Annotated in this window: 18 protein-coding genes and 1 tRNA gene; 10 read left to right on the forward strand and 9 right to left on the reverse strand. The window is 44.3% G+C overall.

Annotated elements, in window-relative coordinates:
• Window positions 1-2 precede the first annotated feature (2 nt).
• The 3 genes from QY318_03100 to QY318_03110 are packed head-to-tail and all read left to right on the forward strand — an operon-like array spanning window position 3 to window position 2514.
• Window positions 3-554 (forward strand): HD domain-containing protein, encoded by a 552-nt coding sequence (locus QY318_03100; protein WKZ30811.1) that lies wholly within the window; start codon window positions 3-5, stop codon window positions 552-554.
• Window positions 555-612: 58 nt separating this feature from the next.
• Window positions 613-1944, forward strand: coding sequence for a serine--tRNA ligase (serS, locus tag QY318_03105; protein WKZ30812.1), 1332 nt, complete (start codon window positions 613-615; stop codon window positions 1942-1944).
• A gap of 3 nt (window positions 1945-1947) precedes the next feature.
• Window positions 1948-2514, forward strand: a complete 567-nt coding sequence (locus tag QY318_03110) for a hypothetical protein (protein ID WKZ30813.1) — start codon at window positions 1948-1950, stop codon at window positions 2512-2514.
• A 26-nt stretch (window positions 2515-2540) separates the two neighbouring features.
• On the opposite strand, the gene miaA is transcribed toward QY318_03110, so the two are convergent.
• From miaA to QY318_03135, 5 genes are read right to left on the reverse strand one after another with little or no spacing between them, the layout of a single operon-like run.
• Window positions 2541-3458: a tRNA (adenosine(37)-N6)-dimethylallyltransferase MiaA gene (miaA, locus tag QY318_03115; protein ID WKZ30814.1), complete on the reverse strand. Its 918-nt coding sequence runs from the start codon at window positions 3456-3458 to the stop codon at window positions 2541-2543.
• A complete protein-coding gene (locus tag QY318_03120; GenBank protein ID WKZ30815.1) occupies window positions 3442-3966 on the reverse strand; it encodes a hypothetical protein in 525 nt (174 codons plus the stop codon). Before QY318_03120 ends, miaA begins: the two co-directional genes overlap by 17 nt.
• Window positions 3963-5435, reverse strand: a complete 1473-nt coding sequence (locus tag QY318_03125) for a hypothetical protein (GenBank protein WKZ30816.1) — start codon at window positions 5433-5435, stop codon at window positions 3963-3965. The genes QY318_03120 and QY318_03125 overlap by 4 nt, the downstream gene beginning before the upstream one ends.
• Window positions 5436-5448: 13 nt before the next feature.
• Window positions 5449-6021 (reverse strand): hypothetical protein, encoded by a 573-nt coding sequence (locus QY318_03130; GenBank protein ID WKZ30817.1) that lies wholly within the window; start codon window positions 6019-6021, stop codon window positions 5449-5451.
• 18 nt (window positions 6022-6039) lie between these two features.
• On the reverse strand, window positions 6040-7347 hold the full coding sequence (locus QY318_03135; protein ID WKZ30818.1) for a DUF3048 domain-containing protein: 1308 nt from the start codon (window positions 7345-7347) through the stop codon (window positions 6040-6042).
• A gap of 178 nt (window positions 7348-7525) precedes the next feature.
• Between QY318_03135 and QY318_03140 the strand changes: the two genes are divergently transcribed.
• The 5 genes from QY318_03140 (at window position 7526) to QY318_03160 (ending at window position 10340) form a co-directional block, all read left to right on the forward strand.
• Window positions 7526-8140, forward strand: a complete 615-nt coding sequence (locus QY318_03140) for a hypothetical protein (GenBank protein WKZ30819.1) — start codon at window positions 7526-7528, stop codon at window positions 8138-8140.
• Between the two features lie 124 nt (window positions 8141-8264).
• A tRNA-Pro gene (locus QY318_03145) sits at window positions 8265-8338 on the forward strand.
• A gap of 119 nt (window positions 8339-8457) precedes the next feature.
• Complete coding sequence (locus QY318_03150; protein ID WKZ30820.1) at window positions 8458-8964, forward strand: hypothetical protein; 507 nt, start codon at window positions 8458-8460, stop codon at window positions 8962-8964.
• A 3-nt stretch (window positions 8965-8967) separates the two neighbouring features.
• Window positions 8968-9192 carry a helix-turn-helix transcriptional regulator gene (locus QY318_03155; GenBank protein ID WKZ30821.1) on the forward strand — a complete coding sequence of 75 codons (225 nt, stop codon included), beginning with the start codon at window positions 8968-8970 and terminating at the stop codon, window positions 9190-9192.
• Window positions 9193-9341: 149 nt separating this feature from the next.
• Complete coding sequence (locus QY318_03160) at window positions 9342-10340, forward strand: phosphatidylserine/phosphatidylglycerophosphate/cardiolipin synthase family protein (GenBank protein WKZ30822.1); 999 nt, start codon at window positions 9342-9344, stop codon at window positions 10338-10340.
• A gap of 5 nt (window positions 10341-10345) precedes the next feature.
• On the opposite strand, the gene QY318_03165 is transcribed toward QY318_03160, so the two are convergent.
• The 3 genes from QY318_03165 to QY318_03175 form a co-directional block, all read right to left on the reverse strand.
• Window positions 10346-10882, reverse strand: coding sequence for a sigma-70 family RNA polymerase sigma factor (locus QY318_03165; protein WKZ30823.1), 537 nt, complete (start codon window positions 10880-10882; stop codon window positions 10346-10348).
• 2 nt (window positions 10883-10884) lie between these two features.
• Entirely contained in the window at window positions 10885-11715 is an 831-nt protein-coding gene (locus QY318_03170) for a hypothetical protein (GenBank protein ID WKZ30824.1), read from the reverse strand.
• 83 nt (window positions 11716-11798) lie between these two features.
• The gene (locus tag QY318_03175; protein WKZ30825.1) at window positions 11799-14417 is read right to left on the reverse strand and encodes a phospholipase D-like domain-containing protein; all 2619 of its coding nucleotides are present in this window, start codon (window positions 14415-14417) and stop codon (window positions 11799-11801) included.
• Window positions 14418-14647: 230 nt separating this feature from the next.
• Between QY318_03175 and QY318_03180 the strand changes: the two genes are divergently transcribed.
• Together QY318_03180 and QY318_03185 are read left to right on the forward strand one after the other, a co-directional pair.
• A complete protein-coding gene (locus QY318_03180; protein ID WKZ30826.1) occupies window positions 14648-15271 on the forward strand; it encodes a DUF4203 domain-containing protein in 624 nt (207 codons plus the stop codon).
• A gap of 186 nt (window positions 15272-15457) precedes the next feature.
• Complete coding sequence (locus tag QY318_03185; GenBank protein WKZ30827.1) at window positions 15458-16486, forward strand: hypothetical protein; 1029 nt, start codon at window positions 15458-15460, stop codon at window positions 16484-16486.
• Between the two features lie 14 nt (window positions 16487-16500).
• Here QY318_03185 and QY318_03190 read toward each other — a convergent pair whose 3' ends face one another.
• The gene (locus QY318_03190) at window positions 16501-16926 is read right to left on the reverse strand and encodes a hypothetical protein (GenBank protein WKZ30828.1); all 426 of its coding nucleotides are present in this window, start codon (window positions 16924-16926) and stop codon (window positions 16501-16503) included.
• Between the last annotated feature and the right edge of the window lie 14 nt (window positions 16927-16940).

Raw genomic sequence — 16940 nt, forward strand, 5'->3', positions numbered from 1 at the left:
ACATGGATAGAGAAGGTGCAATGGCACTTGTAAAGCAGTACACCAAGAATGAAAATTTAATTAAACATATGCTTGCGGTTGAGGCAGCTATGCGTGCTTATGCGCAAAAGTATGGCGAAGATGTCGAAGAATGGGGAGTATGCGGACTTGTGCATGATTTTGATTATGAGAAAATGGGATCTGAGCATCCATCTGAGTGGGGATATCAAACATTGAGAGAAAATGGGGCTAGCGAAGATATAATTATAGCGATCGAAGGGCACGCCGATGGAGGTAATCCAGGCTCCCGCCCATCCCATATGTCCAAGGCTCTTTTTGCAGTAGATGAAATGACCGGCTTTATCGTTGCATGCTCTCTCCCAAGGCCTGACCAGCTCTCAGGTCTGGAGGTGAAATCGGTAAAGAAGAAGATGAAGGATAAGGCTTTTGCTAAAGGGGTTCACCGCGAGCATCTGACTCAGGGTTGTGAAGAGCTAGGCGAAGACTTTGATACGCATGTGCAATTTGTGATTGATGCGATGCGTGGAATCAAAGATGAGCTCGGTCTGAAATAGTAGCAGCAAACGATAAACTATTGCTGATTTGTGAAATTAATCTTTATTAAAAATTTCGATGACAGACATTAAAAGAATAGTAGAAAACCCAGAGCTCTATAAGGAGTTGGTAAAGCAGAAAAATATCAACCTAGATATCGATGAGCTACTTAAGCTTTACGAAGAACGTAAGGCTCTTACAACCGAAGTTGAGCAGCTCAGGAAAGAGAGAAACGACAACGTGGACGAGATTAAGAAAGTAAGCGGCAAACCGCCAGCAGATCTAGTTGAGAAAGGGAAAAGTATCAAAGCCAAGATTACGGAAGCCGAAGCAAAACTCGCAGAGATTGAAGCTAAATATGACGAGCTTATCTGGTACACCCCTATGTTTATTTCTGAGGATACCCCAGTCGGCAAAGATGACTCTGAGAATGTCGAGCTACGCAGGTGGTCGCCTGAGGGAGGAGAAGGTGGAGATCCCGCTAAGCCAAGTTTTGAGCAGAGAGATCATATTCAACTTGGTGAAGAGCTAAATCTGCTCGACTTGGAGCGAGGAGTGAAAACTGGTGGTTTTAGAGGCTACTATCTGAAGAATGAGGGTGCATTAATGCACATGGGCTTGATGATGTATGGCTTGAAGCTTATGCAATCGAAAGGCTTTGAGACATTTGTGCCGCCGACGATTGTAAAGCAGGATGCACTGTACGGCAGCGGTCATATGCCATTTGATTTGGCTAACATCTATGTAGTCGATAGTTTGGGTCACGTGAAAGAGGAAGAAGGAAGAGAGGATAAGGATAAGAAGTATCTAATTGGTACTGCTGAGCCGTCACTGCTTAATTACCACCGCGATGAGGTATTGAGCGAAGATCAGCTCCCAGTGAAATATGCAGGCTTCTCGCAGTGCTATAGGAGTGAGATAGGAAGCTACGGTAAAGATACACGAGGAATATACCGAATTCATGAATTTATGAAGATTGAGCAGGTAGTAATCTGCAAGAACGACATAGAAGAATCAACCAAGATGCATGATATGATGGTGAGCTACTCGGAGGAGCTACTGCAGGCATTGAAGCTGCCTTATCGAGTGTTGCAGATCTGTACGGGTGATATGGGTGCTGGCAAATACAGAATGTTTGACCTCGAGACATGGATGCCATCGAGAAACGGATATGGCGAGACACATAGCGCTTCAAACCTGCTAGATTGGCAGACTCGTCGACTGAACCTACGAGTCAAAGGAAAAGATGGCAAGAACTACTATCCGTATGCACTAAACAACACAGTTGTCGCATCGCCTCGAATTTTGATCGCAATCTGGGAAAACTATCAGAATGAGGATGGATCGATCACAGTACCAGAGGTTCTGCGAGAGTATGTGGGGAAAGATAAGATTGAACCACGTGCATAGCTAATGAACTATTTTCTCGGGATCTTCCCGGATGAGATAGAGAAGGGGAGGATGGCTCAGATCCTCCCCCAATATGCTTCTATATTCGACTCGCAAGATATCCCCGTCTACTATCCAGAAGCAGCTAAATATCATCTAACTTTGCTTTACCTCGGCGAGCGGTTGAGTCCGTTGATGAGGGTGAAGGTTGGGCGCGCGTTGAAAGGCTTCAAATATAAGCCTTTCAACGCCCGCATCAACAGCGTACGGCTCGGATTTTCCCAGTCACGCAATCCCGGCTTGCTCCATTTCACAGTCACTGATGAGAACAATGAGCTGCGCAACATAGTGTCGCAATTAAGCAGCATAATAGGTACGAAGAGAGAGAAAGCTTTCATCCCACACATCACGATCGGTCGTGTTCGTAATGAGATCTCGGCTGTCGAGTACCGAAATCTCTCAGATGCAGTTACTGCTCTGAACCAAAGTGTATTTGCTGGGAAAGAGATCTCGTTCACCCCAGGTGCGATCTCGCTAGTGAAATCAACAGGCTCGCAATACAAAATCCTGAAAAAGTACCCGATCAATTAGCCCGACCACCCGACCACTTGCCCGACTCACTTGCGAAGCAGGTAGTCGGGCTCAACGACTCGGATAGCCTCTTCCGAATTCTTTATCTTTACCGCATCTGTATGCCTTCTAAACCAGGTCCGCTGCCTTTTCGCATACTGGCGAGTGTGAAGATTTATATCTGCCTCAACCTCTTCGAGGGTTTTCTCTCCTTCAAAGTAGCCTGCAAACTCTTTATATCCGATTGTATTCAGCCCACGAGTTTTCTCATACTGATAGCCACTCTCAATTAGCTTCTTATTCTCTTCGACTAAGCCATTTTCGATCATCAACCTCGTGCGTTCCTTAATATTTTCAGCGATTACTTCCTTGTCTCGATCCACTACCAGATAGATATGAGCTCTCGCATCGTTCGCGCTTGGAGCATCCCTGCCCTCGAGTATTCTGATAAGCCTACGCTTATTGCCTCTATCGCTCTCATTTAATTGCGCGACTGCTTCCTCTCCAGCTAGCTCGCATAGCTGCTCGACATTCATCCTATCCCATTCTTGTCGCCTAGCTTCATCGACGCTTTCTTCATGGATGTCATAGTTGTAAATAAAGCTGTCAATATACAGCCCAGAGCCACCAACTAGCACTGGCACATGCGTTGGATCCATATTCGATATAACTCGCTCAGCTTCATCTCGAAACAGCGCTATGTTATACCCCACCGCAGGGTCTAAAAAATTGTATAGATGATGTGGAACTCCTTTCACCAAAAAACACTTATCACTTAGATGCTTTTCTGGAATTGGTGACGAGGTTCCAATTACCATGTCTTGATAAGCTTGGCGCGAGTCGGCATTGATAATTTCACCATTAATCGCACGTGCCACTTCTAGCGCTATCTCAGACTTGCCAGAAGCTGTCTGGCCGGCAATAACTACAATCGGGTGTTGTGCAATGCTAGAGTGGTCGCTCACGCAGAAGTGCTCTCACCATAAGATGATTGACTGCAAGGGTTGCAAGGATTGTCAGCAATGAGACAACCATAGTAACCTTCAGTGGAGATGGCAAGAAAATTGTTACAGCCATCACCATAATGAAAGTTACGGCCGCTGTATTTAGGCTTGATGCGAAATGGTCGCGGCTTACATGGTCGATATCAAATTTCTTGTCTCCAACCTCTTTGGCATATTTCGAAACCAGCACTGAGAGATTTAAGAGGTTCACAAACGATGCGAAGAGAAATCCTAGTCTAAGCGAGTCTTCTGCAGTGAGGTCAAACGCTCTGTCTATGATGTAAACAGATAGCACCGGCACAACAAGCAGCGGCACGATGCTCACGGCTACAATTAATAGAAGCCTTGCATCTCGGATTAGAAACCAGCCGTAGGCAGCCATAAATACCAGTGGAGTCACAATCAGCAGCAACGTGAGCAGCAGCTCATATACAGTAGTTATTCCAACAAGCTCTAATATTTCGTTCATTTCATTAAAAGATTTTTCATCTTATTAATATATGTGTCTAGCACCGGAACCATCAGCATCATGGCAAATGCGATCACTGTCATATGCATGCCATAGATACCAGTGTATCCACTTCCATAGAAAGATAGCAGTGCAAAGAACATTATCACTGGCAGGTCGATCAGCAGAACGCTTCTCGTCCTGTATGCCAGCACCTTCGCCAGTAATATTATACTCAATCCTTCGAGGAGCAGTATAGGTAGGTCGATCGGTAGCGATAAGATCTTCAACACCGCCACATAGAAAGCAAATGCTGCAACAGAAGTAAGCATAAATAGTAGGCTTCTTCCTTTATCACCGCGGTTGCGGAAATAGCTGTATGCCATTATTACAATTACAGACAGGATAAATGCTGCGCTGACTTCGATATAGTCGATCTCATATGTTTTAACCTCTGCATCTTCGTTGCTGATGATGGAATATTCAACTGGGATCACCCCTGAGTTGTACAGTATGTCTAATATCTGAGCTTCTGCAGGGTCTTGAGTAACGCCTGGTGCAAAGATAGGGTTCTGCTGCGGGTTCTTCAGATCTGGGTCAAACTCAATTGGAACGGGATAGGGTGTTACAAAGCCATCGATTGCAATACCGATTGTCTTTCCCGCGTTGTCTCCGAGGAAGTCTCTCCATGCGAGCGCATTATGCGGCCATGATTTGTAGATGGCGAAAAATGCATCTTCTCCTTCGGTTGTGGTTGAGAGCTGCTTAATCTCAATGTTCCTAAAGGAGCGACGTGTAAACTGTGTTCGGTCATAATTCTCCGGTAGGTAAGCGGCAAGCTGGTCCTCGCTGTTTAGTGCTGCAGGAGTGGTAGTCATGATCTTCAGGTAGTGTCTGCTTCCAATAAGCCTAGTTATACTGGCCTGGTCTCGGGAGCTTGTAGCAGAGACCTCGATATAAACCTTGATATCCTCTTCCGCCTTTTCATTATCGCCGCTATCCTCTGCTCCTTGGACATCTTCCTGCTCCTCTATCTGGTTTACAATATCTTCAACGGTCTCTTCTGCCGATGTTGGCTCGTAATCATGAAGCGTCTTGATCGAAACCTGCTCTACATCGTAGCGGTCAAGCCTTCTTTGAATAATCCCCTTGGTGACCTCAACCTTTTCTGTTGTATCACCTTCATCTTCTTTTTTCACAGTGAGCTCAAGTACAAACCGCTTGGCCCAATACTTATCATCTTTTACATTTAGGTCGAATCTATTATCAGGGGTAAACCGCTCAGTCTTTGGCATCGCAATTAAAGCCGCGCTGATGAGCATTGAGGTTACAAGAATTGTGAAAAGCAACCCGAATATAGTGGCGCTTAAGTTTCGTCGACTATTTGACGAAACATTTCTCTTTGCTTTTGAGACTCCGCCTTTTCCTTTTGTATTAGAGGTAGCTTTTTTCTTGCCCTTTGAAGGGAGAGATAGTTTAGGGATTTTCATAGTTTCGGTTGCTTTAGTATAAGTCTTTTTCTGATCCGATGAGCATAATTCTATCTTTCCTCAATACGTTAAGCAAGAAAGCATCTCGTTTTTTGTGCTGAAATTCCAGATCCTCCGGCGTAAACAGCGTCATCCTGAACTCTCGCTCAAGCTCTTTTTCCAGCTTCTTCATCTCTGTTGTAAATTTATCGACGCTGACTTTGCCAAGCACAAACAGGTCGATATCGTACTCAGCATCATGCGAGTTATTAATATAGTTCTCGGTTAAAAATGCTGCTTTGATACCTTCAATTGTGAGGAGTGCAGCTGCAACCTTCTGTACATCTGCTCGATCTTTATAGATTAGAGCTCTAAGATCGGCAACGATAATATTTTCGGGTGTTAGCTTATAGTAAAGTTTATTTCCTCTTCGCTGGGAGTGGAGGAGTTTGCATCTCTCAAGATTCTGAAGTTCCCTACGTACGGCGTTTATCTCTTCGTCGAGCAGCCTAACGAGGCCACGGACATGGTACTCTTCACTTGGATTACTTAAGAAATGGTCAAGCATTTTGATCCTGACCTTAGAGATAAACAGGTTCTCTATCATCTGATAGGGTGGATAATTTTATTGTGCTATTATATCAAAACCACCCCAGCCGTCAGGAATTGCCATGATCCAGATTAACCCTCTGTTAAGCTCCACCTCATTTCCCGCGTTGTCATAATATTTTGTTCTATCGGTCTCTTCATTTTTCCTCCATCGGACTGCCTGTGCTTTTCCATCTTGGAAGATCGTCGCATCTCCCTCACCTGTAGTATCGATAATCAGATGTCCTTTAGAATCGCCAGATTGTATGCCATCCACGGTTTGTACGATCACAACTTTGGCTGTCAATGGCTGATCTGTCTCTTGATCCTCATGAACCGAACCACCAGTCGATCTTACAAACAGATTTCTCTCTCTGTCGTAGTCCCATCTAGCATCGTACCTATAGCCATTATGTGCACCAAGCCTGTCTAGAAATGTCGCAGTAAATGCAGTCATATCCCCTCGTAATTCTAGACTCGAGTCTCGTTTAAATTTCCATGCGGGGATAGTTGTGGGAAATCCTCCCCATCCTAGCTCGTCAGCTCTTTCTACAGCCCCTTCGACAGATGTGTATTCATTGTGTGGGGCTACACGTCCTCCAGAGTTGTCTCGCCATGCTCCATATGTGGTCAATGTTTTGATTCTTTGTCTATACAGGTTGCCACAAGCATCGACTCGCAGATCGCCACCTAGATCGGCTGAAGCGCATCCATCGTGAAGGTATATGGCATCATATTCGCGCACCCAATCTATGAAGTATTGACGTGCGCTTCTTATTGGGCCTACTTTATCAGGTGTTTTGCTCCAGTAAAGCGGCATAAGTCGAGTAATTCCGCCTTCAGCTAATGTCTCATATACTATGTCTGCCTGCTGCAGGTTTGATTGCGGTCGCGCTTCTAAGTGGTTGTTGACCATAACCGCAACAGCCCGTCGCTCCATCATCTCTTCGAGCTCTTCTGTCGTGAGCAGCTTGCCGTTGAGAGGGCTTGTCTCGGTTCTCGGGACATCCGGGGCGTCGAGGGCAGGGAGGGTTGTAATTACTAACTCCTGGGCTGCTAAATACTGCTTTGTATGCTTAATTATCTGTGGTGGATCTTTCGGTAAGTAGCGGGTGATCTGGTAGATCGAGAATAACGATACCAGGATTAATACCGAGCTTATGGCAATGACTGTAAATAAAGGACGGTTTTCCTCGATGATTTTTGGTAGCTTGCTCTTTGACTTCGATTTTGGAGTGCTATCACGGTGCTCACTAACAGTTGCGGCACTGTACATTTCTGCGCTTTGCGTGCCTTTTGGAGTGTCATCATGTATGTCGCTTATGTTTATTTTCTTTGCTTTCATGATCCTTCTGTTTAGCAGTTTTATTGATTAGTTAAATATAGTTCTAATTATGATCTAAGTCTACCAAATAGATACGTCGAGCTATTTCTTAAATAACAGCGAGTCTCGCCTCTAGCTGTTGCATCGGACCGTTATATTTGTATACTATAAATGATAGATAAGATTTATAAATACCTAAATGTCAAACGCATTGAAGTGGATCATAATTATTTTGCTACTTGGTGGTGGCGCCTTCCTAGCCTACAGATATGTTATGCAAGAGCCTACAGAGGATACCACGACAGAAGAAGATGCTGATGATGATTCAGAAATAATTGTAGATATTGACAATGAAGATACAGAAGAAGATGTGACTGAAGAAGAGACAGTCGTAGAGGAACCAGATACAACTCCAGAAGAAGAGGCTCCGGTAGAGGAAGATGAAGATGTTGTAGTTGGCGACACTTTAGAAGGTGCAACAGCAGCCGAAAATGCATCAATCCAGTCATATACTTGTGGAACAGCAAGCGGGGTATTTACATTTGAGTGGACAACAAGCAGTAGCAGCGGTGAAACACCAGCAGCGTCAGCAGGTACATCTGGCACAGATATCGTGGTTACATTTGATAGTCTTGCTTCAGACCGCGTAGCCGTCTTAGCAAATGCAAGCAGCCTATGTGGTACACGTCCAGTGGTAAGTGCAACTCAAGATGGTCAGAAGAGCATGTACTACTTCAAGGAGTACTCATCTAAGCAGTTTGAATTAAGCTCGGATGCCGCCAATAATAAGGTGTACTTGAAAATCACTCTGTAATAAGTTACTTTAGAGTACGAAAGAGCCTCACGTAAAACTGCCCGGGGCTCTTTTTCTTTTTCAATTTGCATATGTCGCCAATTTGCCATGTTTTGTGGCATAATTCGATAGTGGTGTGTCCTCTCGGGGATTCGTACAGATGGCTAGTATGCACGGCTGGGGGTCGTGAGGTCGCCGGTTCGAGTCCGGCATCCCCGATTATGTCTATAGAGAGCTGTGAAGGGGAGTCGCGTCCGAATGCAGATGTAAAGTATATTTGACATTATGTCATCCATGGGCTACACTTAGCTAATAAGTTAAATTATTAGCTAAAAGCTATGTCATATCAGGAGATCAAAAACCTCGTAAGCATACTGGCAGGATTTATTATCTTAGCCGCTTACATACTCTATCTTAACTCACAATATAGCAGCGGAGCGGCATCAACCGACGATCTGCTTTTTGCAGCTCAGACAATGTTACGATTTATAGCTATTGGTGTAGGCGTCGCCATACTACTTCAGATACTCTTTCATATACTGTACTCGGTTGGGTTTGCCGCCAAGGAATATATCCAAGCAGAGGCTAAAGATACCAAGGTAGACGATAAGGCATTTGATCGCAAAATAAGCGGCGAGATGAAGGAGGATGAGCGAGACAGGCTTGTTGGACTAAGAGCCTCCAGTGTTAGCTATGTGCTTGTCGGCGTTGGTTTCTTAGCCGGTCTCTTGGTAATCGTTATGGACTACTCAGTCGTGGTTATGCTTAACATCTTTTTCTTAAGCTTCTTGATTGCTTCGATCGTTGAGGGTTTTGTGCAGATCTATCTTTATAGGAGAAATTAGGAAGTGCAAATCAAAGTCACAAATAAAATTCGCGAGCTGAGGTTCTTTGCTAATGAGATGACTCAGCTCGAGCTTGCCGAGAAGGCAGGTGTATCAAGGCAGACTATCAACGCTATCGAGGCTGGAAAATATCTGCCATCTCTGGAGCTTGCCTTCAAGATTGCGGCTGCACTGGAGAAGCCGATAAGCGAGGTCTTTATCTGTGAAATTCCGACGCCCGATGTATAATGAGTATGTAACTGCCAAGTAGTATGAAGCACGACTAACCTTCTAGCTATAGAAACTTGTCATCAACAACTGGCGTACCTGATAGAACAGAACAAGATAGATCACTCGAATTCGAGTCCCAGTTTGACGATTTCGAAATTCATTCCCCCTTGGAATTTCTCACCTGGCTTACAGATAATATCGAGGGCGCGCAATCGTGCATCCACCTCAATTTTATGGAGGTATGGCTGCATGAGGAGATACTCGATCCTTTCTATGATGCGCTTTATAGAAAGAAGAGCGAAAACCCACTGATACCGGTTACTATTGCGATATCAAGAGCCTCAGCAGCCAATCCAGTCGCAGCAGTTAGATTCCGAGAGCTCCAGAGTCTTGGAGTAAATGTCATATGGACAAATGAAGATCTGCTTACGAAATACCAAGGTAATAACCACCGAAAGCTGGTTGTAATTGACGATAAGTGTGCGATAGGTGGAGTAAATCTGCACGATGATTTACTGAATGCGTTAGATTATATGGTGGTATTTAATAATGCCCCAGCTCTAAGAGAAACTATTCTGAATAGCATTATGAATGCCTCAGCCTCCGATACAAGCTCTACACCATACGACATTTTCGATCTGTCGGACGAACACACAGACTTCAAGCTTATACTTGAAAATGGTCACGCTGACAGGAAATCTGAAATCATAGAGCAAGCGATCGGACTTATTAATGATGCTAAGGAAAGCGTACTGATCTGTGGACAGTGGCTTCCCGATGATCGAGTGCTATTTGCGGTTATAAATGCAGCAAAACGAGGAGTTAAGATTGAGCTCTTCGCCAATTCATATGTTACTGTCGGTGGGAAACTGTATAGCTTCGCGGCCTGGTTCAATCAATTTACTGTCAAGAGCTGGCTTCGTGGAGTAAATATTGATTTTACAGACCCAGATAGTCCGGTGAAAGTGACAATCCTCCCCAAAAGAATTCACTCAAAGCTATTAATCGTTGATGAGAGCAGCATGATATTAGGCTCAGATAACTTCGTGCGAAGTGGGGCGATGTTCCAGACAAGAGAATCATCTATTCTTGTAAGGTCGGCAAAGCTAGTGGGGGCAATCCTAAAACGATTCAGACTAGATATAGAAAGATCAACAGCTCCTTGATATAACTACTCCTTCAGCCCACTCTTTATTTTCTTCAACCCTCGGTAAATCGCTGAATATACCCCCTTCTCTGTTAAGCCAGTAACCTGAGCTATCTCGGAAACTGCAAAATTGTCAAAAAATCTACATTCAATAACTATTCGCTCATTCTCTGGCAGATTTCGGACAGCATCTCTCAACATAATATACTCTTCATCCATTAGCTCTCCGAGCTCCAAATCGATAGATCTGTCAGGGATCTCATGGTCAACAGCCATGAATCTCCTGAACTGCCATTTTCTTTTTCGATTCCAATCTGTCGATGTATTGCGTGTGATGTTAAAAATCCATGTTTTGAGCGTTGCTTTCTTTGGATCAAATTTCCTAAGATTCTTATAGACTTTGATGAATGTCTCTGAGACTACATCATCTACATTCGCCGGATCAAATATTGCATACACACTATACTTGTAGACGCTAGCGAAGTATTTGTCGTATATCAGGCGAAAATTTTCTCTGTTTCGTAGCGCCATCTCAACAAGCTGGGAGTCTGAATATTCCATTGTTATTCGATCACTTTCGATTCAATTAATAATACTCCATCTCGATCATAGGCTTGATAGGTCCCATCTGGATGCCAGATATGCATAACGCCATCATCGCTGTACTCTACGCGAGTATTTTTATACGATACCCCTGTTCTACAATCATGACCTTCTATCTCACTAAACTCTTTGTTTTGTATCTTCTCCTCAACTGCAAGATATTCCTGCTCCAGATACTCCATTGAGCTCTCTGCCTCAATGTTAGTCCATTGGTAGAGATCACCATCCGCTGTCCAAAGTTGATGGGAGCTCTGCAGCTCGTCAAAATATAGAGTATTCCCATTTTTCTCATATACTAAATCATATACTTTCCGTTCCTTGCTCCATGAACATACCATGTCTTCCTTTCCGACCCTTATGATCTCTTCTACGGTACCGTGAAGAAACTCAAGGATATCAGAATCACTTATATCTCTGCCTTCTTTGCCAAATGAGCCGACCTTAATATAGGTCCCATTAGCTGAGTAGAAGCCTACATCTGCGGTACAATAATTTCGAAAAGGGAAGCAATAAACAAAACCATCATACCTGTCGCCGGACTGCACTCCTGGTGCTGAAATAACTATCACCGCTGTGAGCAAGGTAAACATTAGCCCAAAGGTTATGAAAAGTGGTCTTTTCGTGGTAAACCCATCGAGGAAGTTTCTGCGACCAATAGTATTCTCTATCCTTTCCCTATAAATTTTGTCGGAGTCTCCCTTCCTCTTAGCGGTTGTACCAAGGGTTGTGATGTAACCGCTAAAGGCTTCGGACTGCTTTCCTTTTAATAGATCGTCGAATGACTTATCCATACAAATTTCTTACTAAGATTATCTACCCTTATATACGTATGGATAAGACAATCTTCCTTTAGCATTGTATGGATTCTTCTAGCTTACTCCAATTCCATCAGCTCCTCCGCTGGAATCCCCTCATCCCAATACTCCTCGAATGTCTCCTGATAATCTTTGATCGCCTCATCATTTGATGTGCTCAAAGAATACTCAGTCAACCCACTCTTGCCCCATGCACTGTAGTGCATATTTTGACTGCCGATTATCAACAATTCATCGTCGATAAGGGTAGACTTCGCATGCATCTTCCCACTATAAAATTTGATCTCCACATTGTCCTCAACACCTCGACGCTTCAGCTCATCGTAAAATGCTTTTAATCCAATCTTGTTCTCCATCCCGTTCATCGCACTCTTTTCGACTATTATTCTCACCTTCACATCTTCCTCATCAATGGACTCGACCAATGATTCCATCCATGGCAGGGCATTATCGAAATCACAGAAATCTTTTAGCACTATCCCAACGTCGCAGATAACCTCAAGGGAGAAATTTACATGGAAAATATCAACGCTCTCTTCAGCAGCACCTAATGCGGCAGCCACAGCATGGTCTGCCTCTTTATACTCTTTATTTCTGAATAGTGAGAAAGAGGTTTCATCATCTTCTGTTACAGCAAATCGCTTCACCTCCTCGATGTGTCTCACCTCCGCAGGAGCGAAGTCGCATGTGTACTCCCAATAGATAGGTAGCTCTTCTCTGTAATGCGGGCAATCGATCTGAGAGGAGCCGTCCCATAGGTCGTCATATACAACCATAGCATTTTGGGCAACCGGTCCGGTCATGTGGAGACCCATGTCTGCCATCCCTAGTCCTTTGAGTGATGGATGATTGATGGCTAGGTGCAGGTAGCTGTAGTTGAAGCCAGATGCGATCACCTCTTTGCCGTCGACTACGATAAACTTGGTGTGTCCGTGTGGCCAGGTACCATCAAAGTTGGCTACCTCAAGATTCCATCCGATCTCAGGATCGCTAAATGTGTACAGACCGGCATTATGCAGGTCTTCCAATACATTAAATATCTGTTGACCCCACTCCCGATTGTTTACTTCTGGATAGTTGCCGAGCAAGATCTTCACATCCATCCCTTTCGGGTACTGCTCAGGATTCTCTTTCACACTATTGTAAAGGTCGGCTATGGCAGCGGCATATACAGCTCCGGGGCTAAGCCCTTCATCGTCGGCTACCCATTCCATTGTTGTAAAGAGAACTTCATACTTTGCCTCTCTGGTTAATTTTGCCATCTCGTCATAGCTACCGTTGAGCGAGATCTGCTGCTTGCTATCTCGTGATACAGGGTTTGGGAGATAAACAATAGAATTGTAGCTGTTGCCACAGTACGGAATGAACGAGTCAATTGTATAGAAATTCTTTTCGGTGATGGCATTGTAAAGCACCTTATCAAGTCGCGAGAGATTTCCACTATCACAGGCATAGACAGGCTGGAAAGCCCATGAAGTGGTGCCTTCTTCAACCCAACTAAGCCAGAGCCCATCTGAGTATGTGAGTTTTAGCTCCGAGATCTCATCAGCCGCGTACACCACCATCTGGTCACTCCAGGTGCCGTTGAAGGTCGCTTCATAAATAATATCTGTCCCTTCTGTGAAATTGGTACCTTCTACATCTTGTGAAATCCAAACTATGTGAACTCCACCAGCCTCTTCATCGTACTGTGGTGTCGAAAGACAGCTTGAGTAATCGCTCTCTTCTCCATTGATAAATATAGCACCATCTATGCATTCAACATTCATCACTGTTGGTAAACCAGGCTCGCTTCTAGTCGCCAGCGGTTCGACATCAAATTGCCAAGCAGCAAATTTTGTATCAATCTGAAGAGTCTCAGATAGATGTGCATCCTTAATTATCAAGAATGTTGAGACTTTTGCCAGGTTTAGCACCGTGATAAGTAGCACAACAGTAATCAATACCCCAAGTGCTATCTTGCTATAGAGGGGGCGGATGATTGGTGTATTTTCTTTCTCAGAGACCATCGCGCCGCGTGAGAGAAAAATTCCACCTATTGTATAGAATACAAAAAGTGCTGCCGCGACCAAGGCTGCCTCTGCAAGTTGCATCGACTCTCGATATGCTGCCATGGTTGCCGCCCAGAGCAACACTCCAGCCAGTCCGCCCGCGAGCAGGAACCCACCGGTTGCATTCAAGAAGAAGCGCATCTTTTTCACCTGTCTTGAGTGGAATAGTATAAACAGGATCGAAAAAATCAGCCCATACACGCCACCCAGTAGAGCAAAGATAAAGCCCAATCGGATAGGGGTAAAGACCTCGTTGTAGTAGCCGAATGTAAGGAATAGTATTAGGAGTGGGAAAGCAGAAATTGCATTTGTGAGAGCCATAACGAGCCCAAGCTTCATTCCAGTATCCTGACCACGCAGCCTTTTATTCAGGTCGTTCAATGAATCGCCGCCAACTACTCCGATCACCAAGCCCATCGCTCCAAACGCAAGCAGTAAGAAGATTATCCCAAACAGAAGCTTCAGAAATAGCTGCTCATCTGGGATTAGGCCTCGCAACCCGGTGAATATTCGACCCTCGACCAAAACATAGAGCAATACAACCGCAAATATTGATGCGACGCCGAAACGAATGCCGGCATACAGATATGTAGGTATGGTTAAGGCTGGTTTGTTAATGGATTTCAAAATAGTGCTTTAGTTAGAAATAATTTACCCAATTATACTCCGAACGATCTTGCTATTGAACTAGTGGCATGGCTGTCAGCTACAAAACGGCGGGACTTTTGCGATGGGCTAAGCCTATAGATATAGCTCTTTTATGTGGTCACAAGCTGTTGTGATGTGTACTTTCGCTAGTTTGCTGCTATAATCAAGGTAATTTCAAATATTTATTTAACTTATCAAAACATAATCCAATGACCTTGTGGAGTATTTTTCTAGGCATTCTCCTCGTCTTCGGAGGGGTGTTTTATGCCTACTTCGGGATAAGAGTATTTAAGCTCTTTCTCCCTATACTTGCCCTTTTTGCCGGAATCCAGATGGGTATGTATCTGGGTGATGAAGCCGGATTCGGGTCGGTATTTCAGTTTATCTTGGCAGCTGTTCTAGGATTGGGGCTCGCGCTCGCCTGTTTCTTCATATGGAAGGCAGCAGTTGTAATCGCATTCCTGATCTTGGGCTACTCGATAGCTATATTCCTCCTTAGCTTGCTCGGGTGGAACACACCTGTGTTATTTATGGTGTTAGCAATTGCATCAGCCGTAGTATTCGGCGCTTTTGCGATCATGGGAAATCTATGGAACTATCTAGTCGTTGTGGTGACGGCATTTCAAGGAGCGGCGTTGGCTGTGCTTGGAGTATTGGCAATCTTTGACAAGGATTTCTTGGTTTATCTACCACACCTCATCCCGAGGGATATTTTCAGCGATATGAACCCTATTGTTACGATCTTGTTAGTCGTGGCACTCGCGGTTATTGCGATGACTGGGATGCTATTCCAGGTTCAGGCAAACCCTGAGTTTGAGAGAATGGAATATTAATCCATATACCTCATAAGGTTACAATCTATCTATTAAGATTGATCGGAAATCCTCTCATCAACTGAGAGGATTTCCTCTTATAGAATACAGTCCAATGTGCGATGCTATCTTATAGCTCCATGATCGCAATGAATCGGATATAATTTCCGATTAAATAGTGAAATAACTTAATGAAAAATTTAATAAATGGCCTCCGCTAACAGCCTCACGCTTCTCAACAAGCTCGAGAAATCTTCAGACCGATTACATCATATTCATGATGCCGCACATCCTGCATTTGTCCCAAGGTACGCAGTCGATAAGATTGACCAGCTAAGATCGATGCAGATATTGCCACAGGACGGCCAGTTTGTAATTGTAAATACACATGGAGAGTTGGCGATCGAGATCTCTCCACAGAGCGAACAGGAGTTCATTAATCTTGTAGATATAGTCTTTGACAATGGCCTCGCTCTTCGCGACGGGAAGAAAATTGTCAAAGAAGATGAGATCGAGACAATTGATTTCTATGTCCTAAATAGTGAGCTGCAGATTTCTGAGAGACTTAGATGCTATTTCCAGAATGGGAAGTATTCTGCCAATCGTATAATAGTCGCCGACCTTGGCGATCGGGATAATATCTCTTGGACCAGTGAGAACTACCAAGTCACAGTCCGATCAGAGTGTGTATTTGTTCTGCGCGAATCGAGCACAGGGGATAAATTGAAAAGCTTTGAGAAAAATTGGAAAGAGTTCTTTGGTCGCAATCGTGAAATTACCCATGTTGTGTACAAAAAATTGAACCGTGGAAATTTCGGAGAGTCGTTCATCTGGGATCACCGAAATGCCTACAGCAAGAGCGGAGATATGAAAGTTGATCTCACTAGCTCTCGCAATATATTGGGAATGGGAGACTTTATCTCATTCTCGGGTCAGAGAGTGTTAAAGCATCATTTCCCAATGAAGATGGCGTATGAACAGTTTGCAGACTTGGGCGAGGTGTTGAAAAGATCAAGTATATCTCCACTTAAGTTTTATCAGTACCTCTCAAAAGAGGATAGAAATCAAACTTTTAGGATTGAGGTAGAGGCCAGGGGAAGGCGCGCGAGACTGGAGACAGCACATATTGCTAAACAGCTACTGGATAATGAGGGGATGCTGCGGAATGCAAACATCGACTTCACAGTAACTAAAGACAGAAAGATCAGCTCTAGGCAGTTTGGAGCAGAGGGCTAATTTCTAGGGCTATGCTAGCCCGAGTTATCCGAAGTCGCTTCGACCACAACGAGGTTGATCGAGGCATTGGGAGACGCCACAAAATCCTCTTTATAGGTGACATCCTGAATTACCTGTACGCAGGCGATCTCGTTTTCCGGTGGCAGTATCTCAACTTGGATTGTCACCTGTTCTGGGTAGCTCTCGGCGATAAGCTCTGTAACCGTAAAGCTGTGGCATGGGTCGGGTAGATAGCCAGTTAATGTGTACTCCCATTTATCTTCGATATATCTTGCCTCGAGAGCAAACTGATCGTCCTCGTCGGTAAAGACCTTCACTTCGCTATCACTATTTCCATTTACATCATTGGCACTGTCGGTGGTAATGACAAAGAGAGTCAGCCCGCCAACGGCGGTAAAGAGAAGTATAAGGATCAGACCTAGTAGATACCTTGGTCGCATACTCAAAGATAGCT

This window comes from Candidatus Dojkabacteria bacterium (assembly GCA_030583845.1).
Lineage (GTDB): Bacteria > Patescibacteriota > Dojkabacteria > SC72 > JAHDCA01.